General features: G+C 38.9%; 22 protein-coding genes and 4 pseudogenes. 17 read left to right on the top strand and 9 right to left on the bottom strand.

Going from position 1 to position 26,016, the window contains the following annotated elements:
* Positions 1-3: 3 nt before the first annotated feature.
* A pseudogene (locus OWR28_RS03035) lies at positions 4-3,098 on the top strand (efflux RND transporter permease subunit).
* Entirely contained in the window at positions 3,088-4,353 is a 1,266-nt protein-coding gene (locus tag OWR28_RS03030; RefSeq protein WP_332385433.1) for a TolC family protein, read from the top strand. The pseudogene OWR28_RS03035 and the gene OWR28_RS03030 overlap by 11 nt, the downstream one beginning before the upstream one ends.
* A gap of 190 nt (positions 4,354-4,543) precedes the next feature.
* Here the strand turns inward: OWR28_RS03030 and OWR28_RS03025 are convergent, their stop codons facing one another.
* The 6 genes from OWR28_RS03025 to OWR28_RS03000 all read right to left on the bottom strand — a co-directional run bounded on the left by OWR28_RS03025 (position 4,544) and on the right by OWR28_RS03000 (position 10,375).
* Entirely contained in the window at positions 4,544-4,999 is a 456-nt protein-coding gene (locus OWR28_RS03025; protein WP_332385432.1) for a DUF1801 domain-containing protein, read from the bottom strand.
* 25 nt (positions 5,000-5,024) lie between these two features.
* Positions 5,025-6,446, bottom strand: coding sequence for a hypothetical protein (locus tag OWR28_RS03020; protein ID WP_332385431.1), 1,422 nt, complete (start codon positions 6,444-6,446; stop codon positions 5,025-5,027).
* 10 nt (positions 6,447-6,456) lie between these two features.
* Complete coding sequence (locus OWR28_RS03015) at positions 6,457-6,900, bottom strand: hypothetical protein (RefSeq protein WP_332385430.1); 444 nt, start codon at positions 6,898-6,900, stop codon at positions 6,457-6,459.
* Positions 6,888-7,562: a hypothetical protein gene (locus OWR28_RS03010; RefSeq protein ID WP_332385429.1), complete on the bottom strand. Its 675-nt coding sequence runs from the start codon at positions 7,560-7,562 to the stop codon at positions 6,888-6,890. Before OWR28_RS03010 ends, OWR28_RS03015 begins: the two co-directional genes overlap by 13 nt.
* A gap of 219 nt (positions 7,563-7,781) precedes the next feature.
* Entirely contained in the window at positions 7,782-7,943 is a 162-nt protein-coding gene (locus OWR28_RS03005) for a T9SS type A sorting domain-containing protein (protein WP_332385428.1), read from the bottom strand.
* Complete coding sequence (locus OWR28_RS03000) at positions 7,940-10,375, bottom strand: fibronectin type III domain-containing protein (RefSeq protein ID WP_332385427.1); 2,436 nt, start codon at positions 10,373-10,375, stop codon at positions 7,940-7,942. The genes OWR28_RS03005 and OWR28_RS03000 overlap by 4 nt, the downstream gene beginning before the upstream one ends.
* Positions 10,376-10,601: 226 nt before the next feature.
* Here OWR28_RS03000 and OWR28_RS02995 point away from each other — a divergent pair, with 226 nt between their 5' ends.
* From OWR28_RS02995 to OWR28_RS26775, 5 genes and pseudogenes are all read left to right on the top strand, one after another.
* Positions 10,602-11,807, top strand: coding sequence for a pyridoxal phosphate-dependent aminotransferase (locus OWR28_RS02995; RefSeq protein WP_131435779.1), 1,206 nt, complete (start codon positions 10,602-10,604; stop codon positions 11,805-11,807).
* 10 nt (positions 11,808-11,817) lie between these two features.
* Positions 11,818-12,171 carry a hypothetical protein gene (locus tag OWR28_RS02990; protein ID WP_332385426.1) on the top strand — a complete coding sequence of 118 codons (354 nt, stop codon included), beginning with the start codon at positions 11,818-11,820 and terminating at the stop codon, positions 12,169-12,171.
* Positions 12,172-12,304: 133 nt separating this feature from the next.
* Positions 12,305-13,316, top strand: a pseudogene (murB, locus tag OWR28_RS02985) (UDP-N-acetylmuramate dehydrogenase).
* A gap of 306 nt (positions 13,317-13,622) precedes the next feature.
* Positions 13,623-14,300, top strand: a complete 678-nt coding sequence (locus OWR28_RS02980; RefSeq protein ID WP_494168424.1) for a pyrroline-5-carboxylate reductase family protein — start codon at positions 13,623-13,625, stop codon at positions 14,298-14,300.
* On the top strand, positions 14,297-14,431 hold the full coding sequence (locus OWR28_RS26775) for a pyrroline-5-carboxylate reductase dimerization domain-containing protein (protein ID WP_494168423.1): 135 nt from the start codon (positions 14,297-14,299) through the stop codon (positions 14,429-14,431). Before OWR28_RS02980 ends, OWR28_RS26775 begins: the two co-directional genes overlap by 4 nt.
* Here the strand turns inward: OWR28_RS26775 and OWR28_RS02975 are convergent.
* Entirely contained in the window at positions 14,421-14,834 is a 414-nt protein-coding gene (locus OWR28_RS02975) for a VanZ family protein (protein ID WP_332385425.1), read from the bottom strand. The genes OWR28_RS26775 and OWR28_RS02975 overlap by 11 nt on opposite strands.
* 56 nt (positions 14,835-14,890) lie before the next feature.
* Between OWR28_RS02975 and lnt the strand changes: the two are divergent.
* Positions 14,891-16,523, top strand: a pseudogene (gene lnt, locus OWR28_RS02970) (apolipoprotein N-acyltransferase).
* 151 nt (positions 16,524-16,674) lie between these two features.
* On the opposite strand, the gene OWR28_RS02965 reads toward lnt, so the two are convergent.
* Entirely contained in the window at positions 16,675-18,330 is a 1,656-nt protein-coding gene (locus OWR28_RS02965; protein WP_332385424.1) for an FG-GAP-like repeat-containing protein, read from the bottom strand.
* Positions 18,331-18,598: 268 nt separating this feature from the next.
* Between OWR28_RS02965 and rpmB the strand changes: the two genes are divergently transcribed.
* The 6 genes from rpmB (at position 18,599) to OWR28_RS02935 (ending at position 21,061) form a co-directional block, all read left to right on the top strand.
* Complete coding sequence (gene rpmB / locus OWR28_RS02960) at positions 18,599-18,877, top strand: 50S ribosomal protein L28 (protein WP_332385423.1); 279 nt, start codon at positions 18,599-18,601, stop codon at positions 18,875-18,877.
* Positions 18,847-19,029, top strand: coding sequence for a 50S ribosomal protein L33 (gene rpmG / locus OWR28_RS02955; protein WP_002976756.1), 183 nt, complete (start codon positions 18,847-18,849; stop codon positions 19,027-19,029). Before rpmB ends, rpmG begins: the two co-directional genes overlap by 31 nt.
* Positions 19,030-19,049: 20 nt before the next feature.
* Positions 19,050-19,223, top strand: a complete 174-nt coding sequence (locus OWR28_RS02950; RefSeq protein WP_332385422.1) for a DUF4295 domain-containing protein — start codon at positions 19,050-19,052, stop codon at positions 19,221-19,223.
* A gap of 67 nt (positions 19,224-19,290) precedes the next feature.
* Positions 19,291-19,758: a RidA family protein gene (locus OWR28_RS02945; RefSeq protein ID WP_332385421.1), complete on the top strand. Its 468-nt coding sequence runs from the start codon at positions 19,291-19,293 to the stop codon at positions 19,756-19,758.
* Positions 19,759-19,773: 15 nt separating this feature from the next.
* The gene (ftsY, locus tag OWR28_RS02940; RefSeq protein ID WP_332385420.1) at positions 19,774-20,727 is read left to right on the top strand and encodes a signal recognition particle-docking protein FtsY; all 954 of its coding nucleotides are present in this window, start codon (positions 19,774-19,776) and stop codon (positions 20,725-20,727) included.
* Between the two features lie 73 nt (positions 20,728-20,800).
* Complete coding sequence (locus tag OWR28_RS02935; protein ID WP_002976752.1) at positions 20,801-21,061, top strand: GlsB/YeaQ/YmgE family stress response membrane protein; 261 nt, start codon at positions 20,801-20,803, stop codon at positions 21,059-21,061.
* Positions 21,062-21,138: 77 nt separating this feature from the next.
* Here the strand turns inward: OWR28_RS02935 and sppA are convergent.
* A pseudogene (gene sppA / locus OWR28_RS02930) lies at positions 21,139-22,897 on the bottom strand (signal peptide peptidase SppA).
* Between the two features lie 154 nt (positions 22,898-23,051).
* On the opposite strand from sppA, the gene OWR28_RS02925 reads away from it, so the two are divergent.
* From OWR28_RS02925 to OWR28_RS02915, 3 genes are read left to right on the top strand one after another with little or no spacing between them, the layout of a single operon-like run.
* Positions 23,052-23,309 (top strand): 2-amino-4-hydroxy-6-hydroxymethyldihydropteridine diphosphokinase, encoded by a 258-nt coding sequence (locus tag OWR28_RS02925; RefSeq protein ID WP_332385469.1) that lies wholly within the window; start codon positions 23,052-23,054, stop codon positions 23,307-23,309.
* 31 nt (positions 23,310-23,340) lie between these two features.
* The gene (locus OWR28_RS02920; RefSeq protein ID WP_332385419.1) at positions 23,341-24,456 is read left to right on the top strand and encodes an OmpA family protein; all 1,116 of its coding nucleotides are present in this window, start codon (positions 23,341-23,343) and stop codon (positions 24,454-24,456) included.
* A gap of 52 nt (positions 24,457-24,508) precedes the next feature.
* Positions 24,509-26,005: an OmpA family protein gene (locus OWR28_RS02915; RefSeq protein WP_332385418.1), complete on the top strand. Its 1,497-nt coding sequence runs from the start codon at positions 24,509-24,511 to the stop codon at positions 26,003-26,005.
* Positions 26,006-26,016: the final 11 nt, after the last annotated feature.

The following is a 26,016-nucleotide window of genomic DNA, read 5'->3' as shown; positions in this document are numbered from 1 at the left end:
ATTATGAAGAAATTACTTACACTCTCTATACAGAAGAGATGGCTGATGCTTGCCCTCTTCCTTTTACTGGGATTCTTCGGATATTATTCCTGGACCAGATTATCCATAGAAGCCTATCCCGATATTGCAGATGTAACTTCCCAGGTAGTCACACAGGTTCCGGGGCTGGCCGCTGAAGAAGTAGAACAGCAGATCACCATTCCTTTGGAAAGATCACTGAACGGACTTCCCGGAATGCATGTGATGAGAAGCAAAAGTACCTTCGGGCTTTCCATTATCACTATGGTTTTTGATGATGGAATTGATGATTACTGGGCACGGCAGCGTATTCAGGAAAGACTGACGGATGTAGAGCTTCCTTATAATGCACAGCCCGGCCTAGATCCCCTCACCTCTCCCATCGGCGAAGTGTACCGTTATATTATAGAAAGCAATAACCACAGTCTGCGGGAATTGACGGATTTACAAAAATTTGTCATTATTCCCCGTATCAAACAGGTTTCCGGGATTGCTGATGTTACCAATTTCGGAGGGATAACCACCCAGTTTCAGATCGAGCTGGATCCTCATAAGCTTGAACAGTATGGACTTTCTCTTTCAGAAGTAACTGAAACCATTTCCAAAAATAATGTAAGTGCCGGAGGAAGTATGCTTCCCCGCAGAAACCTGGCCTATGTCATCCGTGGAATAGGATTGGTAAAAGATTTAAATGACCTTGGAAAAATTGTAGTCAAAACCCAAAACGGCGTTCCTGTTTTTTTAAATGATGTAGGAAACCTGAAATACGGGAACCTGGAAAGAAAAGGAATTCTCGGCTATACCGACAGAAAACGTAATTATTCTGAAAGTGTGGAAGGAATTGTACTTTTATTAAGGGGACAAAATCCCTCGCAAGTGCTGGCAGGTGTACATGAAGCCATTGAAGAACTGAATAACGAAACACTTCCTCCCGGCGTAAAAATTCATCCTTTTCTTGACAGAACAGATCTTGTAAAAACAACGCTTACCACAGTTTCTCATACCCTTACCGAAGGTATTGTACTGGTTATTATTATCCTGATTGCATTTCTGGGAAGCTGGCGCGGAGCATTGCTGGTAGCAATCACCATTCCGCTTTCTTTATTATTTGCTTTTATATTAATGCATTTTACTGACATTCCAGCCAATCTGCTTTCACTCGGAGCCATTGATTTCGGAATCATTGTGGATGGAGCCATCGTTATGCTGGAAACCATTCTGAAGAAACGGGAAGAGAATCCGGAAGAAGCACTGGAAGAAAAAACCATTACTCAAAGAGTGATTGAAGTAGCCAAGCCTATTTTCTTTTCAACAATTATTATCATCACCGCTTATCTGCCCTTGTTTGCTTTTGAACGGGTAGAGAAAAACTGTTTACCCCCATGGCTTTTACTGTAGGATATGCCCTGTTAGGTGCGCTCGCTGTAGCATTACTTCTGATCCCGGGATTAGCGTATGTTATCTACCGCAAACCACAAAAGATCTATCATAACAAATGGCTGGAAAAACTCGCTGCTGCCTATGGGAAAAGAATAGAAAGAATAATGCAGGCTCCCAAAAGGGTTATTATTCCGATCATTATTGTATTGATATCCTCCGGAATTCTGTCTTACACCGTAGGAAAAGATTTTCTTCCGGAGCTGGATGAAGGTTCTATCTGGCTGCAGGTACAGTTGCCACCGGGAATATCCCTTGCCAAATCGAAAGAAATGAGTGACACCCTGCGGGTCCGTACCCTGAAACATTCAGAAATCACTTATATGATGGTACAGGCGGGCCGGAATGATGATGGTACAGATCCGTGGACAGCCTCTCATTTCGAGGTTTCCATTGGAATAAAACCTTACAGCGAATGGACTTCCGGGAAAACAAAAGCAGACCTCATCAGAGAACTTGCGGCAGATTATAAAGACATGCCGGGATTCACGGTAGGCTTTTCACAACCTATGATTGACGGAGTAATGGATAAAATCTCCGGAGCGCACAGTGAGCTGGTGGTAAAAGTATATGGAGAAGACTTTAAAGAAACCAGGCGTATTGCAGAAGATGTTTTGTCTACCTTGAATAGAATTCCAGGGTCGGCAGACCTTGCCATTGATCAGGAGCCGCCGTTACCCCAGCTGCAGATCATGGCGGACAGGGATAAGATTGCTCAGTATGGTCTGAATGTAGCAGATGTTGCCGGCCTTATTGAAGTGGCATTGGGAGGAAAAGCCATTTCCCAGATTTTTATCGGCAATAAAGTGTATGATATTTCCTGCCGTTACCCAGAAAGCAGCCGCGATACTCCGGATAAAATCGGAAACCAGATGCTGACCTCAGCTTCCGGAGCCAAAATACCACTGTCTCAGGTAGCAGAAGTGAAATTAAGTACGGGTGAAAGTACTATTACCAGAGAAATGAACAAACGGCATCTTACGGTAAAGCTTAACCTGAGGGGCACCGATCTTTCTTCATTCCTGAAAGAAGCCCGGGTTACAATTGAAAAAGATGTACAATACGATCACGAAAAATACCAGATCAAATGGGGCGGACAGTTTGAAAACCAAAACAGGGCTTATTCAAGACTTGCATTTATTGTTCCGCTCGCACTGGCCATTATGTTTCTGTTACTGTATGGTGCATTTGGAGATTTCAGGCAGGCTTTGGTCCTGATGTCTATTGTCCCGCTGGCATTATTTGGCGGAATGCTGGCACTTAATATCCGGGGAATGTCCCTGAACGTCTCTTCAGCGGTAGGATTTATTGCCTTATTCGGAGTTGCGATCCAGAACGGTGTGATTATGATTTCTCACATCAACGATCTGCGTAAGCAAGGATATGAACTGAAAAAGGCCGCCATCAAAGGGGCAAAAGACCGTTTCAGACCTGTACTGATGACTGCTACGGTTGCTGTAATCGGATTATTTCCGGCATCATTGGCCACAGGAATCGGTTCTGATGTACAGCGCCCACTGGCAACTGTCATTGTTTACGGACTGATGTTCTCCACTGTTTTAACCCTATTTGTACTGCCGGCGATATATTTTATGGCTGAATCCAGAAACGAAAAACAAAATCTAGAATCAGATGAAAATTAGAGTTCACTTTATCATAGTATCCGGCGTATTGCTCAGCATCACAGGTATGAAAGCGCAGGAAAAAGAACTTTTGCCGTTTGAAGAATACCTGAATCTTGTTGGAAGTCAAAATCTAGGCTATGCTTCCCAGAAATACAATGTAAGTATGGCTGAAGCTGCTATCCAGACCGCCCATATGTTTCCTGATCCTCAATTGGAAACGGAAACCACCAATAACGGTGTGAATCAAAATATGGGGTATGTGTACGGGGCATCACTTGGCTGGACACTTGAGCTTGGCGGTAAAAGAAAAGCCAGGGTCAATCTGGCCAGAAACCAATCTGAGCTGAGCAAACTACAATTGCAGGATTTCTTCAGGAACCTTCGTGCAGATGCCAGCTTAGGGTATATTGATGCTTTAAAGTCCAGGGCTTTGCTTGAAGTACAGCAGGATTCTTATAAAAACATGCAGCAGCTTGCAAAGTCCGACAGTATCCGCTACAGATTGGGAACCATATCACTCGTGACTTCCAAACAAAGTAAGCTGGAAGCAGCTTCTTTACTCAATGAAGTATATCAGGCTGAAAGTGCAGAACAGCAGGCCCTCACCAGTTTATCTGTATTTCTGGGGGACAGCAAAATTGTGAACAGAGAGGTTGCCGGAAATTTTAATGCCTTCAACAGGGATTTGAGTATTGATGACCTGATTCTCCAGGCCTTGAATGAAAGAGCTGACTTATTAGCCGCCAGACAAAATACCGAGGTTGCCAAAAGCCAGATCAGTCTTGAAAAAGCCAGCCGTGTCATAGACCTTGGCATCAGTGCAGGGGCAGAACGCCACACAGAAGCCATTAACGAAGTTGCACCTTCCCCAACTGTAAATGCAGTAAAAATAGGCATTAGCATTCCCCTGAAATTTTCCAACAAAAGAAATGCAGGATTGAAAATAGCCGAAATGGCCCATTCTCAGGCAGAAATTGAATATAAACAGATAGAGCAAGGGATAAAAGCAGAAGTAATGCAGGCCTATCAGCAGTACACAGCCACCCAGAAACAGCTCAGACAATTCCACAATGGAATGCTTACGGAAGCCCAAAGCATTCTGGAAGGAATCATTTACAGCTATAAAAGAGGAGAAAGCTCTATCCTTGAAGTCCTGAATGCCCAGAGAACCTATAACAATGTAAGGAAAGACTATTATCAGGCTCTTGCAGATAATGCATCCGCTTTGATTGAGCTTGAACGTAAGGCGGGAATCTGGGATATTCATTTTTAACCGGAAGGAAGCTGGAGGATGGAAGTTTACGAAAGCCGATGAATAAATACACATCATTTAATTAATTTTTTAATCTACAATACATACCATCAAACGACAAACATAGATTCTAAAAGCACAACTATAACTTCCAGCTTCAAACTTCCAGCATAAAGAAAGCCCTGAAATCAAATAGATTTCAGGGCCTTTTTTATCTTTTATACTGAGATTCATAAATTCCGATCCAGTCGTCGGGAGTCATTTTCTTACTAAGCTCAGCGAGCAGTTCAAAAGGGATATCTTCTACTTTTTTAAAGCGGATACAGGATTTACCCATGTCCAGCTTCTTTTTGGAATGTTTTGGATATTCTGCCACAAACCAATCGAGAAGTTCCGGTTTCGAATAAAGCCCCATATGGTAAAGCGCTATAAAATTCTTCTGGGAAGCCAGATTAATGAACGGCAGCGGGGTTCCGGGTGCACAATGATATCCTGCAGGAAATGTTGCCAAAGGAACTACCCAGCCTATCATTCCATAATTTGTAGCTTCTTCGAAACCTTTTGGAAGATTGTCATTCACTGTATCAAAAAGTTTTTTAAAAGCCTTTTGTCTTTCTTCAGGAATTTTTGAGATATAATCTTCTATGGAAACTGACTGAATCTGCATATTTTAAATTTTTTCTAAAATACAATTATTTTATAAAATTATAGACATTGAACATCTGAACATCCTTACTGCTCTTTTGAAGGAACATCATTTTATTGACATTCGGAACATACTGAATCATATTTCCATCTGCGAAGCCATAGTTCTGGAAAAAGTTTCTCCCTTTATAATCAAGGCTTACTTCCTGAGGTTTCAGATTGGCAAAATCAAAAACTTTCATAGAAAATCCTGTATTCCCGAATGCTCCTTTCGGATAGAATGCAGAAATATAAAGTTTCTCCCCGGCATCAACAATATGAATTCTTTTTCCTGTAGAAGTTCCCGCAGCCACAAACTGCTTTACCTCACCTTCCTTATTAAACTTGATCAGCATTCCGGCATCCAGGGAATATACAGGATCAGGGAAACGGTTCATTGCTGTAGGCATCGGTATTGTTACTGTCTCCTGCTGTACAGCCATTAAAGTTTCATCTCCTTTTACAATCGTTTTGATGACCTTTACATCACTCATATCTTTGCTTCCGGCTAAATTGGTATTGCTGATCACTGCTTTTCCGGATTTCATATCATAAAACATTACTGTTCCGAAGGTACTTGCACCAATGGTAACCGCAGCGTTTTTTCTTCCAAATGTCACCAGATAATCGCTGTCATTTTTACTGAATGCATATAACTTTTCAGGAATATATTTATCATCAAACGGAAGGTCTTTATCCTCAGTATTCGAAACAAGTTCCAGCTTATAAGATTCCTTCCAGCCTGCTGCTTTTCTCAGCACAACAATTTTCGCGGAGTTAGTCAGTGTCAAAGACTTTTCAACATAATCATTACTTAATGTGATTTCTTTATTCCAAACCGGAGAAAGTGTTCTCAGATCCAGGACCAGAACATCATTCACATTATCTGTTTTTTTGTTGGCATACCTGTCATTGAAGATTGCTGCATATTTACCGTTTTCTGAAAAAAGAACATAAGTGGTTCCTGATTTGTTGGTAGATTCGATGCTGTATTTTGCAATGCTTTTGGTGGTAAAAGTACCTTCTTTTTTACTGAAAACATGCTGAAATATTTCCTTCCTGTTTTCTTTTCCGAAATACTCTTCCGTAAATGCTACAAATTTATCCTCATCAATCTGCTGTGAGCCAAGGTAGTTGTGAAGTACACCATTTGTTTTGTTGGCATAATCTTTCACATAAGTATCCACAAGGCTTCCGTTCTGATCCAGTTTTCTCATCAGTAATTTCTTATGCGGGAAAACATTTCTCATCAGTCCGTCAATATTGATGGCACTGAACATATAAGAGTTGTAATCATCTGCCAGTACCAGTTGATCATCCGTTTCAAGATTGGCGTCCACTGTGAACTTTGTTCCCTCAGTCACTTTTGTCTGTGCATAACTATACACAGAAGCTGTCATTAATGCCGAAGCAATAATCCGTTTAATCATATTGTTTTCTTTAGTTATTATAAATTTTTTCTTCCAATCTTTTCAGTTCAAGATTGGCATCGTAGGACAATTTAATATCTACTAAATGTTCCTGCAACTCATTTAAGTATTTCTCTGCTTCCTGGTAATTACCCAAAGCAATATTCAATCTGATCAGGTTAAAATAAAGGTATTCCCCGATCTTTTGGTTGTAAACGGCCTTTTTATCATTGTAATTCACTTTTGTCAAAGCGGTTTTCCAAAGATCAACTCCTTTCTGCATATTTTCCATGGCTACTTTATTCGGGGCGTAGTCTGACTTTGCCTGAAGTTTTTTCAGATTAGTTGTGACGTAGATATATGCTTTTTCCAGGTCATCGTATTCTCCTTTGTTCTTTACCGTCGCCAGAGTCACCGTAGAATTGAGGGTCTGATAACCGAAATTTTCATTAATGATATTCCTTATACGGTCCATCGTTCTCTGAAGATATCTTTTTCCTGGGCATTCAGGTTGATTTCATTAGTCGGAACACTTGCTACTTCAGTAAAATCCGAGAAATACGTTTTATCCAGTTTTACTGCACCGCCTTGTTTTGCAACGATTCTTGTAGGCTGATTCGCAAAAGTTTTTCCCTGGTTGTCCTGAAAGTTTGTTCTTTCCATTTCGATCATGATGTCAAGATAATTTCCGCCTTTTGAAAACCCCGTCACATCCATTTGTGATGCCAGAATTTTGTTATCCACAATCAAAGCGTCTCTCAGATCAGGCTGTTGGTAAACCGGCATTGGAGGAATATTAAGAATGGGTCTTGAAGGTAATCTCAATACGGGGGCTCCGTTGGTTGCAGCAATTTTTTCTACTGCGGATAATTTATTGTATTCTGCAGATTCCAGCTTGTATTTCTCCTGCAGTTTTTTTACCTCAGCATCGTAGTCTTTTAATCTTTCCTGATGTTCGTACTTGGCATTTTCAACATTCGTCTGATAATTGTCCACCTTTCTCTGATAATCTTCTTTTGAAATTCTTATCACATCATCTTTTGTAATATTATAGGGTGATTTTACTGTAATCGTGTAATTTCTGTTGGAAAGATCCGTAGGAAAAACCGGCTCTTTTAAAAGCTGGAAGCTGATCATTTCTTTATCAATTCGCTGAGCCTGGGAAAATCCGGAATAAAATAATGGTATTAAAAAAGTAGTTTAAATTTATTCATGGTTGTTGTAGTTTTCGGCACAAATGTATAATAATTTTATGAACATTTCCGATAATAATTTTTCCAGTTATTATGTGAAAAAGCCATTAAAAAGGCAGCCACACGAATGCAACTGCCTACAGAAATTATTAACTCAAAAATTTTATTTCTTAATGGCTTTCACTGTTGATTTTGAGCCATCTTTAAAGTTCATTGTCACTAAATACAAACCAGCATTCAAATCTCCTAACTGAAGCTCTGTAGTCGGATTATCAATAGTTTTAACCACTCTTCCCGCTACATCCGTAACTGTTACAGATTTCACATCTTTGATATCCGCAATATGCAGAACATCTTTGAAAGGATTAGGATATACATTGACTTCTTTTTCTTAACAGATGTTTCAGCTGTACTTAAATTGGACTGAGTAAGGGAGAAATCATCAAATCCCATATAATATGGCGCCGTTGTTGTATTCAAAGCCTTAATTCCAAATGAGTAATCACCGGTAGACGTTGGGGTATACGAAACAGTAACTTTAGTATATTCAGTACTGTTACCTCCTCCTGTTGCTGTTTGATCAGAAGTGATAAATGTCGTTAAACTGGTTGCACCGGCAGCAGTTTGTCCATTATTTACCAACACTTCATTCTGCCAGCCTGCATAGCCGTCTCCTACCCAATAGAATGAGAATTCATATGAAGTTCCTGCAGTTAAAGTAAATGTAGGTGTCCATAAATAAGCGGCATTGCTATATGGATAATAGATTGTCAGATAATTTGGAGCAGATTTAGGGTCATTATAAGCTTGCTGGGAAGCATTTGCTGAAGTAAAATTATAGCTGGATGAACTTCCTCCCGGAGTTTGTTTCCAGCATCCTGGAATGATAGCAGAGCCTATATTCGTCATTGCATCAAAATTTTCGCTCCAAGGCAGTGTAGTTACCGGAAGACAAGTAGTTGCAAATGATACAGGAACTTCAGTCCAGATGCTCTTATCAGTTGCGCTGCAGCTGGATCTCACCCATGCATAATAGGTTGTGGATGGCTGTAATGTGCTTATCGGTGCAGAAGTTGTTGTAGACGTTGCAGAGTTTGCAGCATTTAAAACAGTGGAAGCATCCGGTGCGGTATTGCTTGTACTGTAATACACCTCATATCCGCCTGCAGGAACTGAAGATGGTGCTGTCCATCCGATTGTTGCTGAATTTGAATTCACGTTGGATGATGTAACGGCAGTCGGTTCAAGGCAGGAAGGAATATTCTGAACAGAAATATTATCAATATAAATAGAACGGTAGGTACCTCCTAAACCATGTTTAAATGCCAACTGCAAATCGGAACCCGCAGGAATATTAACCGTATATTGCGTGTGAGTAGATGTCAAAGCAATAGGGGAACCAATTTGGGTAAAAGAAGCGGGATCTGCAGGATTCGACAGAGTACCTATTAATAATGTAGTCCCTGTTGTTCCCGTTTTTGCATAAAATCTCACACGTTTCGTTCCGTCTGAAAGGTTGATCGTTGGAGGTGTAACCAACATCTGGCTTCCTGTAGTAGCGCTTGAATTATATAGATAATAAGCATTAGGTGCTGAATAGTTACTTGATGTAGTTACATATCCATAGCCTGCAAATGATGCACTTTCCAGATATGCCCAGCAGCTTGGAGTATTGTTGTTGGTGCTGGAGCCGGTACTTGTCGTATCAAAGTTTTCTGTATAAGGAACGGTGAAAGTAGAACATGCTGTTTTAAATGTTCCTGCAAAAGACCATACACTTTGGCCGGTTGCGGTATTACAGTTGGATCTTACCCAATAATAATAGGTCGTATTGGAATTAAGACTTCCTATCGTTGTGCTTGTTCCCGTTACTCCCGGATAAGTAGGTGTTACTGAGCTTGCCGGTGTTGTGTTTGAAGTACTGTGGTATACATCATAACTGGCAGCATTACCTGTCCATGAAACTAAAGCAGAGTTGGCCGTGATTCCTGAAACTGCCTGCAATACAGGAGGCATACAATCCGAATAAGCATCTACTGAAAAAGCAAAAATATTCGGGATGCCTGAACCACTTGCTTTGGTTACCGTTACACTTTGTATCAGCTTCGCCTGGTTGGCAGCATCTATTGCCAGTTCACTTTGATATAATCTTGGATTGGTCCCGCCTTCAGGAGAAGGAACATCATCACCCGCAGCAGGAGTAGCTCCCGGCTTTTTAATCCTTCCGATTCCCTGTATGGCAAAATTGGAACCTCCGTACCAGTCTGCAAGACTGACACTAGAAAACGCCTGCGAACTGCCATCAGTAAAGTTCACCACTACACTTACCGTTGAACTTCCACTTCCGCTTACGGCAAGCATATACAGTTTAGTGGCGGCTTTCGGTGCCGTAAATGTCAGAGTTCCGTTATCATTGATTGCAGCCAGCCTTAACGAATTGTTGGCATTCAAATTTGCCAACTGGAAGCTCAGGCCCGGAGTGGTTCCCACCACAGAATTAATAACCCCATCCACAGGTATACCATACGTAATGGCAGGACTTGTGGAAGTCAGTTGAAAATCTTTAGCTACAAAAGCGTAAGAAACTCCATCTACGTCATTGTTTGTAGTAACTGATGAAGAACCTATCCCGTTGGCAATCACATCAGCAGTAAAGCCCGAGGAAACCGGCATAGTTTGATAATTCTGAGCCATCATTGCAGAGGCTGAAAACAGAGCAATAGCAGGTACCACTCTAGAAAATAAATTTATTACCATTTTAATCACATTTATGGCGAAATTAAGGAAAAATAACAATACGGAAATATTATTTTTAACAAAATCATAACATTTCTTTAAAACACATACAAAATCAATATTGAAAACTACCATTATAACTGAATTTTTCGAAGAACATAAAAGCTCAGGGAATATTTTCTTGTTGACTCATAATTTTATTATTGAGAAATTAAATCCTATTTTTGTCATACAAATTTTTTGAACAATGCCGAATATTTCAAACAGAGCACTGCATATGCCGCCATCGCCGGTAAGAAAACTGGTTCCCTTTGCTTTACAAGCGAAACAGAAAGGAATAAAAGTATATCACCTTAATATCGGACAGCCTGATATTGAAACTCCGGAAACAGCTTTAAATGCTTTAAAAAACATCGATTTAAAAGTATTGGAATATGCGCTTTCTGAAGGTAATATCGAGTACAGAAAAGCCCTTACTGAATATTATCATTCATTAGGCTTCTCAGACCTTACTCCTGATAACTTTATTGTTACCAACGGAGGTTCTGAAGCTCTCAATTTTGCGATCTCCACTTTATGTGACGAAGGTGATGAAGTGATTATTCCTGAGCCTTACTATGCTAACTACAATGGATTTACCAGCACATTTGATGTAAACGTAGTAGCTGTACCTTCTACTATTGATACAGGTTTTGCTTTGCCTCCTGTAGAGGAATTTGAGAAAAAAATTACAGAAAAAACAAGAGCAATCATTATCTGCAACCCTGGAAATCCTACCGGATATCTTTATACCCGTGAAGAGCTTCAGAAACTGGCAGAAATTGCTTTAAAATATGATATTGTAATCATTTCTGATGAAGTATACAGAGAATATGTATACGATGGAAAGCAGCAGATCTCAATGCTTGAGTTCCCGGAATTAGCTGAAAACTGTATCATTATCGATTCTGAATCCAAGCGCTATTCGATGTGTGGAGTAAGAATAGGATGTATGGTTACCCGTTCCAACAAAATCCGTAATGCGGCTATGCTTTTTGCCCAGGCAAGACTAAGCCCTGTTCTTTTGGGACAGATTGCAGCAACAGCGGCACACCAGAACGACGGACCTTATATCAGAGCGGTAAGAGAAGAATATACCCACAGAAGAAATGTATTGGTAGATCTTTTAAATGCGATTCCTGGCGTGATCTGTCCTAAGCCAAGAGGAGCTTTCTACTGTGTTGCCGAACTTCCGGTAGATGATACTGAAAAATTTGCCCAGTGGCTTCTTGAAAAATATTCTCTTAATAATGAAACCATTATGGTTGCACCAGCCGGAGGATTCTACAGCAATCCTGAACTGGGAAAAAAGCAGGTAAGAATTGCCTACGTTTTGAAAGAAGAAGATTTAAAAAGAAGTGCTGAAATTCTTAAAGAAGCTTTAAAGAAGTACAGAGAAGAATTCAGCCTGTAAAATATAACTTATGCCGACAACAAAAAAACGCTGTCTGAAAATCCTGTTTTCGATTCTTTTGCTGTCGGCATTGTTTTCCTGTGATTCAAAAAAAACAGAATCGTACGGTTCCCATAAAAACCCATACGAAATTACATTTGTCAGTGTATCGGAAATCGGAGGGAATCTCGGAAGTTACCGAATTATCAAAGCCACAGGAGATTCTGTTTTTGCTGAAAAGGGAATGACAGCCAATCAAACTCATAAAAAATGGTCATCTGCCATTAATGCAAGAACCTGGAAAAAGCTTATATCATCAGTCAATATCACAGATCTCGACCACAAAAAGCTCTCCCAGCCGACAGTCTGTAGATGGGATAGATGAGACGTTCCAGATCAGGACTCCCAAAAAATCACATATCTATGTGAACGCTTATGCAGACACCTTACATTACAAGCAGTTACAACAGCTTAAAGAACAACTAGACAAAATTCTTCCCAAAGAATACCAATAAAATATGCAGGAAAATTTTTCATTAAAACCTTATAACACATTTGGTGTTGATGCCCGGGCCCGGTATTTTACTGAAGTCAATACGATTGATGAATTAAAAGAAGCGCTTATTTTCGCAAAAGCCAATCTCTTCAACTTCTGTTTTTAGGAGGCGGAAGCAATATTTTACTGACTAAAGACTTTGAAGGCCTTGCCATAAGATTAAATTTAAAAGGAATTTCCGAGGAAAGTATTAATGAAAATGAAGTATTGGTAACCGCAAAAGCAGGTGAAAACTGGCATGAATTTGTGATGTATTGCCTGGAAAAGAATTACGGCGGACTGGAAAATCTTTCATTGATTCCCGGAAATGTCGGCACCTCTCCGATGCAGAATATCGGAGCTTACGGAACGGAAATCAAAGATATCTTTGTCAGCTGTCAGGTATTGGATCTGGAGAATCTTGAACTGAGAACTTTCAATCTTGAACAATGCAGGTTTGGTTACAGGGATTCTATTTTCAAACAGGAAGGAAAAGGCAGATATGTTATTCTGGAGGTTACGTTTAAACTCACCCGAAAAGATCACCATATCAAAACGGAATATGGTGCCATCACATCCGAACTGGAAAACCTTGGCATTAAAAATCCGACTATTCAGGATGTTTCCAAGGCAGTCATCAATATCAGACAAAGCAAATTACCGGATCCTAAAGAAATCGGGAATGCCGGAAGCTTTTCAAAAATCCAACCATTCCCCTGGCTCAGTTTGAAGCATTGAAACAGAAATTTGAAAATATCCAGGGCTATCCAAACGGAGATATGGTAAAAGTTCCTGCCGGATGGCTGATTGAGCAGTGCGGATGGAAAGGAAAACAGATCGGAAATGTTGCTTCACATAAATTACAGTCCCTGGTGATCATCAATGCAACAGGAAACGCTACAGGAAAAGAAGTTTTTGATTTTTCTACGGAAATTATTAATTCTGTAAAGGAAAAATTCGGGATAGAGCTTGAGCGGGAAGTAAATATTATTTAATTTAAAATACATAAAGGCTGATCCCTATGATTTCAGTCTTTTTTATTTCTTAATGATCTGTAAGTATCGAATATTTTAAAGTCTCAGGGATTTATGCAATATATTTTCGCACGGATTTCGCAGATGATACAGATCTTTATGATATTACTTTTATTTTGCTCCTGCTGAAAAATCTTCAATTTTCCTGCGCCTTAAAACAGCATTTTATTCAAAATCTTTGCGTCTTTGCGTTTTCCAACCAACAATTAATTCAGAATCAATCATATCCAGTCTCCGGAAAATCATTATTTTAGCTGAAAATTTACAATCCGTAATGAAAATAGCGATTCTTGGAGCCGGAAATATGGGACTTTCTTTTCAAAGTCATTTCTGAAATACGAACTGATCAAACCTGAACACCTTCATCTGATTATCAGAAATCAGGAAAAAATTTCCAGAATAGCTGAAGAATTCCCCAAATCTAAAATTTCCATTTTCGAAGAAGTAAAAGAGATTGATGCGGATTTAATCATCATTGCTGTAAAACCTCAGGATTTCCAGAGGGTTGCACAAAATATTCAGTTTACTTTAAAAGAAAACCAGATGGTTCTATCCATCATGGCCGGAATTAATATTGAAAAAATCCAAACCCTGCTGAATCATCCGCTGGTCGTAAGAGCCATGCCGAACTCTCCTACCCTTCTGGGAATGGGAATTACCGGGTATACCGCTGCCAACGGAATTTCTTTCAGCCAGTTAATCAATATTGAAAGACTGTTGAACAGTACCGGAAGATCAGTTTATCTGGAAGATGAAGAGCTTCTGGATGGTGTTACCGCACTTTCAGGAAGCGGCCCTGCCTATTTTTATTATATCATTGATGCCATGATCAAGGCAGGTATTGAAATGGGTATTGAAGAAAACCTTTCCAAACTTTTTGTAAAACAGACCATGCTGGGCGCTTATCATTTAATCAATAACTCAGAAAAAATCTTGAAGAACTGATTAAAGATGTTGCATCCAAAGGAGGAACTACCGAAGCGGCTTTAAAAACTTATGAAGAAAACAACCTCAAAGAAATTCTGAAACAGGGAATTCTGAATGCTGAAAAACGGGCCAAAGAACTTAACCGTTAAATTTCCTCTCAATAAATCCGCACAGCAGCCAGCCTGTATAGACCCCGGAAGTATTCAGGATGATATCGTCTACCTCAAATATTCCCATTCTTGTAAAGTATTGAAGCGCTTCAACGATAACAATACATGAGATAAAACCAAATACCAGAGGCTTCAGTTTTTTCAGTTCAGGAATCATCCATCCCAGAAATCCAAAAGGAATAAACATGATAATATTTCCCAGAACAATCTTCACTACATCTATGGTCTTATGAGGCCCCTGGATAAATTTTACGGTGGAAAAAAATGGTTCTACAGTAATAAGGTTTTCCTCGTACTGAAATCTGCCCATCCCCAAAAACATCAGGTAGAGCAGAAACAGAATATACGGAACAATAATGATTTTATATATTTTCTTTAACATTGAACTGCTAATATATTCATTTCAAAAACATTAAATTTGTGTATTAAAATAATTTAATGAAATACGTTCTGCTTACACTTATTTCAGCAATGCTGCTGTCGGTTTCATGGCCAACTTACGGGGTTCCGTTTTTTATATTTTTCGCTCTTGTTCCTCTGATGATGATGGAGCATGGAATTTCAAAATTTTCAGATTATAAAAGAAAAAGCTGGGCTGTCTTCGGATTATCTTACTTATGTTTCGTGATCTGGAATGTAGTCACTACAGGATGGCTGTATGGCTCAAAGAATCCTGATGGAAGCCACTCACTGATGGCTGTTTTATTTCCTGTACTGGTAAATTCTCTTTTATATTCTTTGGTGTTTCAATGCTACCACTGGTATAAAAATGCTCAGGGTACCTATTGGGGTTTAGGTTTTTTGATTGCCATCTGGATGAGCTTTGAAAAATTCCATTTGGGATGGGAATTAACATGGCCCTGGCTGAACCTTGGGAACGTATTCTCAGATTACCCGAAACTGATCCAGTGGTATGACACATTGGGGGCAACCGGAGGAAGCTTCTGGATTCTTTTGGTTAATGTACTGATTTTTTATACGGTAAGAACCTGGGAAGCAGGAAGAAAGAGAAAAGACCTGATTAAAAACTCGGCGGTCATTGCAGCTTTAATTGCTCTGCCGATGATTATCTCGGTCATTAAATACAATACTTTTGATGAAAAGCCATCCGGACAGGTTAATGTTCTGATGCTGCAGCCCGACCTTGATCCTTATGCTGAAAAATATTCGAAAGACAGTTTAACGATAGAACAGGATTTATTAGCGCTTGCTGAAAAAATTCCACAGGTAAGATTGATTATTATATTGCGCCGGAAACAGCACTGCCCGGAAGAGGTTCTATTTCCGAAACAGCTTTTGAAAAGAGTTTGCTTCTCAACAATATCAGAGGATTTTTATCCAACCATCCGGGATCTGTTTTTGCAACAGGAATTTCATCACACCGTTTTTATTATAATCCTGCAGATTTACCTAAAGAAGCATACCAGGTCAATGGTGGTGTTTGGGTAAGCAGTTATAATACAGCCATTCAGCTTTCCCCTAACCAAAAAGTACAGGTTTACCACAAGGGGAAACTGGTACCGGGTGTTGAAATATTCCCTTATATGAATGTTTTAAAACCTTTGTTGGGAGATGCCATGCTGAATCTGGGTGGTACCGTGGCTTCTTTGGGAACAGATAAAGAAAGAGTGGCCTTTTCAAATCCTTACAACAAAGGAAAACTGGCACCTATTATCTGCTATGAAAGCATTTATGGTGAATTTGTAACAGATTATGTAAAAAAAGGAGCCAATTTCTTAGGAATTATGACCAACGACTCCTGGTGGGGAGTAACGGAAGGACACAAACAGCTTTTATCTTATGCTAAACTGAGAGCCATTGAAACAAGAAGGAAATTGCCCGTGCTGCCAACAGTGGAATTTCAGCGCATATCAATGCAAAGGGAGAGGTCACTGCCGACACTTTCTATGGTGACCAGACAGCCTTATTTGCGAAGGTAAATCTGTATGATACCATGACCTTTTATACGAGAGCAGGTGACCTTCTTTCGAGGTTCTCCATATTTGCATTAGGATTCTTATTGTTTTACTACCTGATTGAATGGTTTAAAAAGAAAACAAAGAAAGCATAATTTTTAAACACGAATTGCACAAATCTTTTACCCTAATAACACAACCTGAGTTTTGAGCAATAAAAGAGAGAAAAGCCGGCTGGACGTCCGGCTTTTCTCATTGATAGAAGATAGAATTGATTCAATTACTTAATCGTAAGTTTTCTGGCGGTTATTTCGTTTTTATCTTCAGTTTTAACAGATATACTCCTTTAGGTAAATGAGAAACATCAACAGACTGATCTCTATTTATACTGATATTAAGTTTTCTTCCATCCATTGAATATATTTCCGCTTCCGAAACTTTTTCCCCTTTGATATACACTTTATCTGATGCAGGGTTGGGATAGATAATCAGCTGTTTTTCAGATCTGATTTCTGCTGTTCCCAGAAAATTCTGTGTGGAAGCATCAGAATACGCCTTTGAAGCATCAATAGATTTTACGCTCCAGTATACATTCTGAATGGCCGGGTCAAGCTCCAGAAACCATGACGGTGTTGTCACCACATATCTGGCAATATCATGAGCTCCCTGTACAGATCCAACCGAAATTTCATAACGCAACGCATTCACCGGGGTTTTATCATCTGTTGCACCACTCCATGTAAAATTGAACCGGTTGCCGTTTTTGGTCAGATTCAATTGAGTTGGAGCCGTAGGTTTCTCATTGACCGATGTAGAAATATTTTTAAAAACTTTCGTCAGCGAAGGCAGATCAGATGCTGACCAATTAAACCCACCCAGTAAAATATCCAGGTGATGGTCATTATTAAAATCAAAAAGCTGTACCAGTCCCGGACCTCCCAGCTCAGTAATTCCGGTTACATTCCCTTCATTAAACTTATTATTGGAAATATCATACAGGTACGTTTTCACAACAGCATTGTAATTCTTGTTTCCTGAAATGATAAAGTCGTAATATCCGTCATTGTTTAAATCTCCGACACTTAATGCTACATCCGCAATATCATTCTCCGGAATTACCTGCGGCGTCAGCATACCCGTTCCGTCATTCATCAGAACAGCAAAATATCCGTCATCATTTATATCCCTTCCAATCATTACAATATCCTGGAATCCATCAGCATTAAAGTCCGCAAAATCTATTTTTCCTACTGCTACAGGAGGAAGTTCCTGTGTAGGCACAAGAATTCCATTTTGATTCATATATACTTTAGATACTGCATCTCCGTTGATATCCGACCCGATAATTACAAGATCCAGCAGATTATCATTGTTAAGATCTAACATTTTAAAGCTTCCACTCTGAGTTCCAGCCAGCCAGTTTTCTGTTACAACAAAATCATTGCCTGTATTTTTATAATAATCAAGGCTGTTTCCGAAACCTCCGCCATGCGCATATTGAGTTCCATTAAGGGCATAGTCAGGTTTTCCGTCATGATTAAAATCAAAAACTTCCAGAGAACCATAAATCTTACCAGGCAAATCCGCCTCTTTTACAAATCCCGCTCCGGTATTTCTGAACCGGTATTGCTTATAATTAACAACATCCATATAGCTGAGCCCCGTGGAAATAATATCCATCAGCCCGTCATTATTATAATCAATGAATTTAATATCTCCCAGATGTGTCACATCTCCTCCCAGTCCTGTAAACGGAAGTAATGTAGTTCCATTATTCTGATATACTTCATTATAGGTACTGTCTACATTCCCGTCACCATCAGAATCTATCGCTCCATTCATCACAATATCCAACGTACCGTTGCTATCCATATCTGCAATATCAGCCGACGAGTAATAAAAATTATTCATGCCCGTTTGCACCTCAGTAAAATTCTGAGCCATCAGGGATATGGGCAGCATAGAACAAAAAATATAAATCCTCTTCATATTATTTTTATTTAGATTAATTAAAAACAAAGATAAAATATTAAATTCTTTGGCTGAAAAAAAGTCTGTATGAAATATATCAGTACTGATTATCTGCTGTATCCCAAGGATTCTGCTATTTTAAAAATTCAATATTATTAATCAGCCACTTATTTATAAATATTTTTCAAAAGATTTGTCTATCTAAAAATTCTTCGTTATTTTGCACTCTCAAATATTATACAAATAAGAACATCGAGATATGTCAAGAATTTGCCAAATAACAGGAAAGCGTGCAATGGTTGGTAACAACGTTTCTCACGCTAATAACAAAACGAAGCGTCGTTTTGAAATTAACTTATTAGAGAAGAAGTTTTACCTTCCAGAGCAAGATAAGCACGTAACACTGAAAGTATCAGCTCATGGATTGAGAGTGATTAACAAGATTGGAATCGAGGAAGCTATTGAAAGAGCTACTAGAAACGGATTGATTAAAAGAATTAATAAATCATGGCAAAAAAAGGAAATAGAGTTCAAGTAATCCTTGAATGCACAGAGCACAAAGAAAGTGGTATGCCAGGAATGTCTAGATACATTTCTACAAAAAATAAAAAGAACACTACAGAAAGATTGGAATTGAAAAAATACAATCCTGTTCTTAAGAGATCTACCATTCACAAAGAAATTAAGTAATTTATAAATAATAACTTACCATGGCAAAGAAAGTAGTAGCAACCCTACAAAGCGGTCAGTCTAAAAAAATGACTAAAGTGGTGAAAATGGTTAAGTCTTCTAAATCAGGAGCTTACGTTTTCGAAGAAAAAGTAATGAATGCTGATGAAGTAGATGGTTATTTAAAAATAATCAGTACTTTGTTTACAATATAAAAAAACTACTCATATTTTGGGTAGTTTTTTTGTTATCTTTGTGCACCAGATTATTAATCAGTAAAGTATGAAAAAGATACTTGTTCTGGCCTGCACAGCAACTTTTCTATTTTCATTCAGTCAGAAAACAATGAATCCTGCAGAATATAAAAGTTCGCCGAAAGTTTTCGACATAAAAGGACTCTCACAATCAGTAAGCATTGACTGCGGAAGTTCCAAAATGATTTTGCTATCGGGACAGGTGCCTCTGGATCCGGAAGGGAACCTTGTGGGAAATACTATGGAAGAACAGACACAGCAGGTTTTCAAAAATATTGAAAACATTCTGAAAGAGTATGGAGCTACGGGAAAAGATATTATCAAAATGGTAATCTATACCACAGATATCAAGAAAACACCTGAATTCAGAAAAGTAAGGGATTTATATGTCAACCTTCAAAATCCTCCTGTAAGCAGCCTTGTGGAGGTGAGCAGGCTTTTCAGAGATGATGTGCTTGTAGAGGTAGAAGCCACAGCAGTGATTAAAAATAAATAAGAATAAACTAAAACTATGAGTTGGTTTAAAAATATTTTCAAAAAAGAAGAAAAAGAAACCTTAGACAAAGGGCTGGAAAAGTCCAGCCAGGGATTCTTTGAAAAAATGACGAAAGCCGTTGTCGGTAAAAGCAAAGTAGATGATGAGGTTCTGGATGACCTGGAAGAAGTACTGATTGCCTCCGACGTTGGCGCCTCTACCACTATCAAAATCATTGAAAGAATTGAAGAACGTGTTGCCAAAGATAAATATGTAGGTGTAAACGAACTGGATAAAATCCTTCGTGAAGAAATTTCAGGATTATTGCTTGAAAATCCGCATGCAGGTACAGGAAATATTGATACTTCCAAAAAGCCATATGTTATCATGGTGGTAGGAGTAAATGGAGTTGGAAAAACAACGACTATCGGAAAGCTTGCGCACCAGTTCAAATCAGAAGGTAAAAAAGTAGTTCTCGGAGCGGCAGATACCTTTAGAGCGGCGGCTGTTGATCAGCTTACGATCTGGAGTGAAAGAGTTGATGTTCCCATCGTAAAACAGGGAATGGGTTCCGATCCTGCTTCTGTAGCATTTGATACGGTACAAAGTGCGGTAGCTCAAAATGCAGATGTCGTAATTATTGATACCGCAGGAAGGCTTCACAATAAGATTAACCTGATGAACGAGCTTTCCAAGATTAAAAGAGTGATGCAGAAAGTAATTCCTGATGCACCTCATGAAATTCTATTGGTACTTGACGGTTCTACAGGACAGAATGCATTTGAACAGGCTAAGCAGTTTACAGCCGCAACAGAAGTAAACGCTTTAGCAGTAACAAAACTTGACGGAACAGCAAAAGGCGGTGTTGTAATCGGTATCTCTGACCAGTTTCAGATTCCGGTTAAATATATTGGTGTAGGCGAAAAAATGCAGGATCTGCAGCTTTTTAATGGTACGGAATTTGTAGACTCATTCTTCAAGAAAAGATGATTTATATCATGTTTTCCCTTATATTAGCAAACAAATCATTTTTAAAATATTAACACTAAAAAAATTTGCAACTATGGGAATACTAACATGGATCTTATTCGGTCTTATTGCAGGTGCTATTGCTAAAATGATCATGCCTGGGACTCAGGGAGGAGGATGGTTAATCACTATTATCCTGGGAATTCTGGGAGCATTTGTAGGAGGAGCTATAGGAGTTTACATTCTGCATTGGGGAGATGTCACTTCATTCTGGAATCCGAGAAGCTGGATTCTTTCAATCGGAGGCGCTTTAATTATCCTCTGGATTTACGGAATGGCCACAAGGAAAAGCTGATATTAACGCTGATAAAAAAATAAAATCCCGGATCTGAAATTTCAGGTCCGGGATTTTTGTATACAATATAAATTTAGTTAGTTGTTGATTCTGATCTGATACGGCATTTCCATTTTCACCTCAGACTGTAATTTTTTGTCTGTGATCTGCTGTAAAATTTCATAGTTGGATTTCCCTATTTTGTTTTTAATGATTCTTGCAGAAACATCCTCTTCATTCAGATCTTTGAAGATTTGCTCAAACGGTGACATTCTCTTAGGAAAGGCATCTACCTGATATGATTTTAATCCTGCTTTTTGCGCTGCGAATTTCACAGCATCTGTTAACGTACCAAGTTCATCTACCAATCCTATCTCTTGGCACGAACACCACTCCATACTCTGCCTCCTCCTACATTATCGATCTGCTCAAAAGTTTTCTTTCTGTTCTGAGTCACAAAATGTACAAATCTCTTGTAAGTACCTTCCACACTTCTTGTCATCATATTAACACCATAAGGCGTTACTCCGTTTAATCCGGAATAATACATAGAGTTGGCATTGGTAGCAACAATATCTGCACGGATTCCATTTTTAGCCGCAATATCTTTATAATAAGGCATTACCCGAAAACTCCGATAGAACCGGTAAGTGTATTTGGTTCTGAATAAATTTTATCTGCAGCCATAGCTACATAATATCCTCCTGACGCAGCATAATCCCCGAAAGAAACGATCAAGGTTTTTTCTTTTTCAGCTGCTGCAATTCAAATAAGATTTCATCTGAAGCATTAGCGCTTCCACCCGGAGAGTTGATTCTGAAAACAACAGCTTTCACTTTATCATCCTCCTGAAGTTTTTTAATATACTTCACATATTTCTCGGAATGAATATCGTTGTATTCATCCCCGTTATTTATAGAACCGGAAGCGTACAGTACAGCTATCTTTTCACCAGATTTATCATCATCAGCATAAGAACTGATATAGCTTGCCAGAGAAATTTTGTTCAGCCTTTCCTTTTCTTTCACATTTAACTTTGCCCTGATAAGATCTTCATATTCTGACTTCTGCATCAGTTTGTCTGCAAGTTTATGCTGTAAGCTTTGCTCAGGAATCATCCCGTATAAGCTATCTGTAATGGTTCGGAACTGAGCTGTATCAATCTTTCTTGAAGCAGCCATTTTATGGGAAGTATTTTTCCAGAGATCATTCAGAAGAGTACTTAGCTGTTCTTTATTTTCAGGTGAAATATCATTTCTTAAAAAGGCTCTACTGCAGATTTGAATTTACCGTGACGGATCACTTCTATCCCGATTCCGTATTTGTCAGCAAAATCCTTGAAGAAAGTAACCTCGGTAGAAAGACCTTTCAATTCGATCATTCCTGCCGGATGCAGGTAATATTTATCAGCAACAGATCCTAAATAATAAGCCGATTGTGATACTCCGTTTCCATATGCATATACAAACTTTCCGCTTTTCTTGAAATCTTCAATTGCATTTCTAAGATCATCAATTTGGGTAAGTCCCGCATTCAAGTCATCTGCTTCTATACTGATCCCTTTAATATTATCATCAGTTTTGGCTTTATTAATAGCTTCCACTGCATCATAGATAAGGATACTTTTATTTTGCGCCCCTATACCGAACAATCCCATTTCCTCTTCTGTAGGGCTATCAATGATATTAGTCTTTAAATTAATCGTAAGAACCGAGTTCTTTTTCACCGCCACCGACTTATCATTTCCCATCGCACTGAATACAAGCATCATAATGAAAAGATGAAAAATAGAGCGCAAAGTATGATTATTGCCACTATATTTGCCAAAACATTTTGAAGAAACTTCTCATAAATCAATCAATTTTCCAATATGTCGCAGCATAAGGTAGTTTTGTTACTAGGAAGTAACCTGGGAGAGCAAAAAAAATATAGAGCACGCATTAAAGAAGATTAGTGATGCCGGAAATCACATTTCACAAACCAGCGAATATTTAATGTCTGAACCTGTAGAATTTGCCAGTTCAATATTTTTTGTAATATTGCAACAGTAATATTCACACATCTTTCACCAATTCAACTGCTTGATTGTATAAAGAATATAGAAGTTGAAATGGGAAGAATTAATGATTCAAAAGTATCCGGAGGCTATACTGACAGGATAATAGATATTGATATCATTAAGTATAATGAATTAAATTTTAAATCAGAAAGATTAGAAATCCCTCATAAAAAACATCTTTTTGAAAGGGATTTTTCAGAGTATTATTAAAAGATTTTATTTAAAACATAAAACATATTGTATGAAATTAGGTTTATTATTATTGGCTACGTCATTGCCAATTGCAGCTTTCGCACAGAACAGCAGCACTACAGTAAACTCTTCCACAGAGTATCCTAATACATTTTCCTCAGGTTCCGCTAATGTACAGCCCTTTGACAATAAAGCCAGACGCTTCAGAGACTGGTCTATATCTGTCGGAGGAGGTCCTACATTTATGGTACACTCCGATTTAAAATCTATCCGTAAGGATAAGACCAATTGGGGGTACAATGCATATGTAAGCGTAGACAAACAAATCACACATGCATTTGGCCTAAGCCTTATGTATATGAGAGGAGAAACGAAACAAACAGCCCAGCTTCCCGGTGCTGCAGGTGTAAAATCAGGAATAGCTACTGCAACAACACAATTTGACAACATCTCTTTATTAGGGGATATCAACTTCTCAAACTTATTCAGAAGAGTAGACAACCATTCTCCATACAGATGGGCTTTCCATGGATATATGGGTATTGGCGTACAGGGATTCAGAACATCATTACATGACAATGATGAATTCAGATGGAGCACTACTCCAAGAAGAACCCCTTTGTTTATCAAACAGGATATTGATATCAACTCTATCTTCTATCAGGGAGGTTTAGGAATAAAGTACAATGTTTCCAAACTTATTGACGTTGAAGCAAGAACCATGTACATCATCAGTGGTGATGATGAATTCGATGGTGGCGGATGGGCAGACCCTAATGATTATGACCCTTCTACACCAGGTTCAAAGTATAATATGCTAAACTCAAGAAGATCAGATAATGCATGGACAGTAAGTTTAGGAGTATCATTCAAACTAGGTAAGCATTTATCTCACCTGGCATGGCATGATCCGCTTCAGGAAGCTTATTACAGAACCAGCGTTCTTGAAAACGCAGCTACTGATCTTGTTGTTTGTGAAAAAGGAGATGCTGATAATGACGGAGTATGTGATGACTGGGACAGACAGCTTGATACTCCTGCAGGAGCAAGAGTAGATGGCGCCGGAGTTGCTTTGGATATGGATCTTGACGGAGTTATTGACCTTTATGATAAATGTGTAACCGTTCCAGGACCTGTTGAAAATAACGGATGCCCGGTTAAATAATCAAAAACTTAAAATTCTTTTTCAAAAAAAGAAATCAAATAATAAATACACGATGAAATTAAGTTTAGCAATTGTTGCATTTGCTTTAGCCATTCCTATGGCTGGCTATGCACAAGACTCAACAGCAGTTTCGACAGGAGAATATCCCAATACATTTTCTTCCGGATCTGCTAATGTTTCCCCATTTACAAACCAATCCAAGAGATTTAATGACTGGTCTATTTCAGTAGGTGCGGGTGTTCCGCTTCTTCAGTCAGCAGACTTGACTTCTATCAAAAACGGTAACGGTAAAAACCTTTTCGGATATTCAGCGTATGTAAGTATTGACAAAGCAATTACCCATGCTTTCGGGATCAACTTACAGTATGACAGAGGTGAAACAAGACAAGGATGGTTCAATACTAAAAATGCTGCACCGGATGCAACAGCTGTAGGAGCAAGAACCCAGTATGATGCAATCTCAATCTTGGGAGATATCAACTTCTCTAATCTATTGAGAAGAGTAGACAACCATTCTCCTTACAGATGGGCTCTTCATGGATATGCAGGTGTTGGTACCATTGCCTACAGAGCATATCAGAAAGTAGGTAACGGACCACAGAGACTAATGACTGAAGTTAAACCTTTCCAATTAGGTTCTATGTTCATGCAGGCTGGTACAGGTCTGAAATTTAAAGTGAACAGAAGAATTGATATTGAAGGTAGATTGATGTATGTAGTTACCGGTGATGATGAATTTGATGGTGGCGGTGATGTTTACAGCGCGATCAATAAGCGTTCCGAGCAGGTTTCTGACAACTTCTTCAACGCTACTTTAGGGGTTTCTTTCAAATTAGGAAAACATGAATCCCACTTAATGTGGCATGACCCGCTTCAGGAAATCTATTACAAACTTGATGTGCTGGCTAATAAAAACCAGGATATCGAAGTATGTAAAAAAGGAGATGCTGATAACGACGGGGTATGTGACGATTGGGACAGACAGCTTGACACTCCTGCAGGAGCAAGAGTGGATGGTGCCGGAGTTGCTCTTGATACAGACCTTGACGGTGTAATTGATCTTTACGATAAGTGTGTTACAGTTCCGGGACCTGTTGAAAACAACGGTTGCCCTGTAGCTAAAAAGGACAATAAAGAAACTGCTGTAGAAGTAGAAAAGACCCTTAAGGATATTTATTTTAATTTCAATAAGGCTACTATCAGACCTGAATCTAATGAAAAACTGGATCTTGCAGCTTCAATTATTAAAGAAAACGGAGGAAACTACCTGTTGACAGGTCATACAGATATCAAAGGAAACGCAGCATATAATCTAAGACTGTCTAAAGAAAGAGCGGCTGCTGTGGTGGGCGCTTTGGAAAACAGAGGTATCAATGAAAATGTTCTGAAATCAAGAGGTGTAGGTTCTGCTGAAGCAACTATTCCTGCATCAGCTTCAGATGCTGAAAGAATGGCAGACAGAAAAGTTACTGTAAGATTTGTAGAAAGTTCAGAATGGGATTCTATCAAAAAGAAAGACTATGAAGATACTCCTGTAAAAAAGCAGTAAAAAAAGTTCAA

Origin of the sequence: Chryseobacterium sp. 1B4 (assembly GCF_036631475.1) — a bacterium.
GTDB lineage: Bacteria > Bacteroidota > Bacteroidia > Flavobacteriales > Weeksellaceae > Chryseobacterium.
This window is presented reverse-complemented; position numbering and strand designations above follow the sequence as displayed.

Bases quoted from the DNA above. Each gene is read 5' to 3' on its own strand.
- OWR28_RS02975 (WP_332385425.1), bottom strand. From the start codon at position 14,834: ATGTTAAAGAAAATATATAAAATCATTATTGTTCCGTATATTCTGTTT.
- rpmB (WP_332385423.1), top strand. From the start codon at position 18,599: ATGTCAAGAATTTGCCAAATAACAGGAAAGCGTGCAATGGTTGGTAAC.
- OWR28_RS02995 (WP_131435779.1), top strand. From the start codon at position 10,602: ATGCCGAATATTTCAAACAGAGCACTGCATATGCCGCCATCGCCGGTA.
- OWR28_RS02965 (WP_332385424.1), bottom strand. From the start codon at position 18,330: ATGCTGCCCATATCCCTGATGGCTCAGAATTTTACTGAGGTGCAAACG.
- OWR28_RS02915 (WP_332385418.1), top strand. From the start codon at position 24,509: ATGAAATTAAGTTTAGCAATTGTTGCATTTGCTTTAGCCATTCCTATG.
- OWR28_RS03020 (WP_332385431.1), bottom strand. From the start codon at position 6,446: ATGATTAAACGGATTATTGCTTCGGCATTAATGACAGCTTCTGTGTAT.
- OWR28_RS03025 (WP_332385432.1), bottom strand. From the start codon at position 4,999: ATGCAGATTCAGTCAGTTTCCATAGAAGATTATATCTCAAAAATTCCT.
- rpmG (WP_002976756.1), top strand. From the start codon at position 18,847: ATGGCAAAAAAAGGAAATAGAGTTCAAGTAATCCTTGAATGCACAGAG.
- OWR28_RS02920 (WP_332385419.1), top strand. From the start codon at position 23,341: ATGAAATTAGGTTTATTATTATTGGCTACGTCATTGCCAATTGCAGCT.
- OWR28_RS02990 (WP_332385426.1), top strand. From the start codon at position 11,818: ATGCCGACAACAAAAAAACGCTGTCTGAAAATCCTGTTTTCGATTCTT.
- OWR28_RS02935 (WP_002976752.1), top strand. From the start codon at position 20,801: ATGGGAATACTAACATGGATCTTATTCGGTCTTATTGCAGGTGCTATT.
- OWR28_RS02945 (WP_332385421.1), top strand. From the start codon at position 19,291: ATGAAAAAGATACTTGTTCTGGCCTGCACAGCAACTTTTCTATTTTCA.
- OWR28_RS03015 (WP_332385430.1), bottom strand. From the start codon at position 6,900: ATGGACCGTATAAGGAATATCATTAATGAAAATTTCGGTTATCAGACC.
- ftsY (WP_332385420.1), top strand. From the start codon at position 19,774: ATGAGTTGGTTTAAAAATATTTTCAAAAAAGAAGAAAAAGAAACCTTA.
- OWR28_RS02950 (WP_332385422.1), top strand. From the start codon at position 19,050: ATGGCAAAGAAAGTAGTAGCAACCCTACAAAGCGGTCAGTCTAAAAAA.
- OWR28_RS03000 (WP_332385427.1), bottom strand. From the start codon at position 10,375: ATGGTAATAAATTTATTTTCTAGAGTGGTACCTGCTATTGCTCTGTTT.
- OWR28_RS03010 (WP_332385429.1), bottom strand. From the start codon at position 7,562: ATGATCAGCTTCCAGCTTTTAAAAGAGCCGGTTTTTCCTACGGATCTT.
- OWR28_RS03030 (WP_332385433.1), top strand. From the start codon at position 3,088: ATGAAAATTAGAGTTCACTTTATCATAGTATCCGGCGTATTGCTCAGC.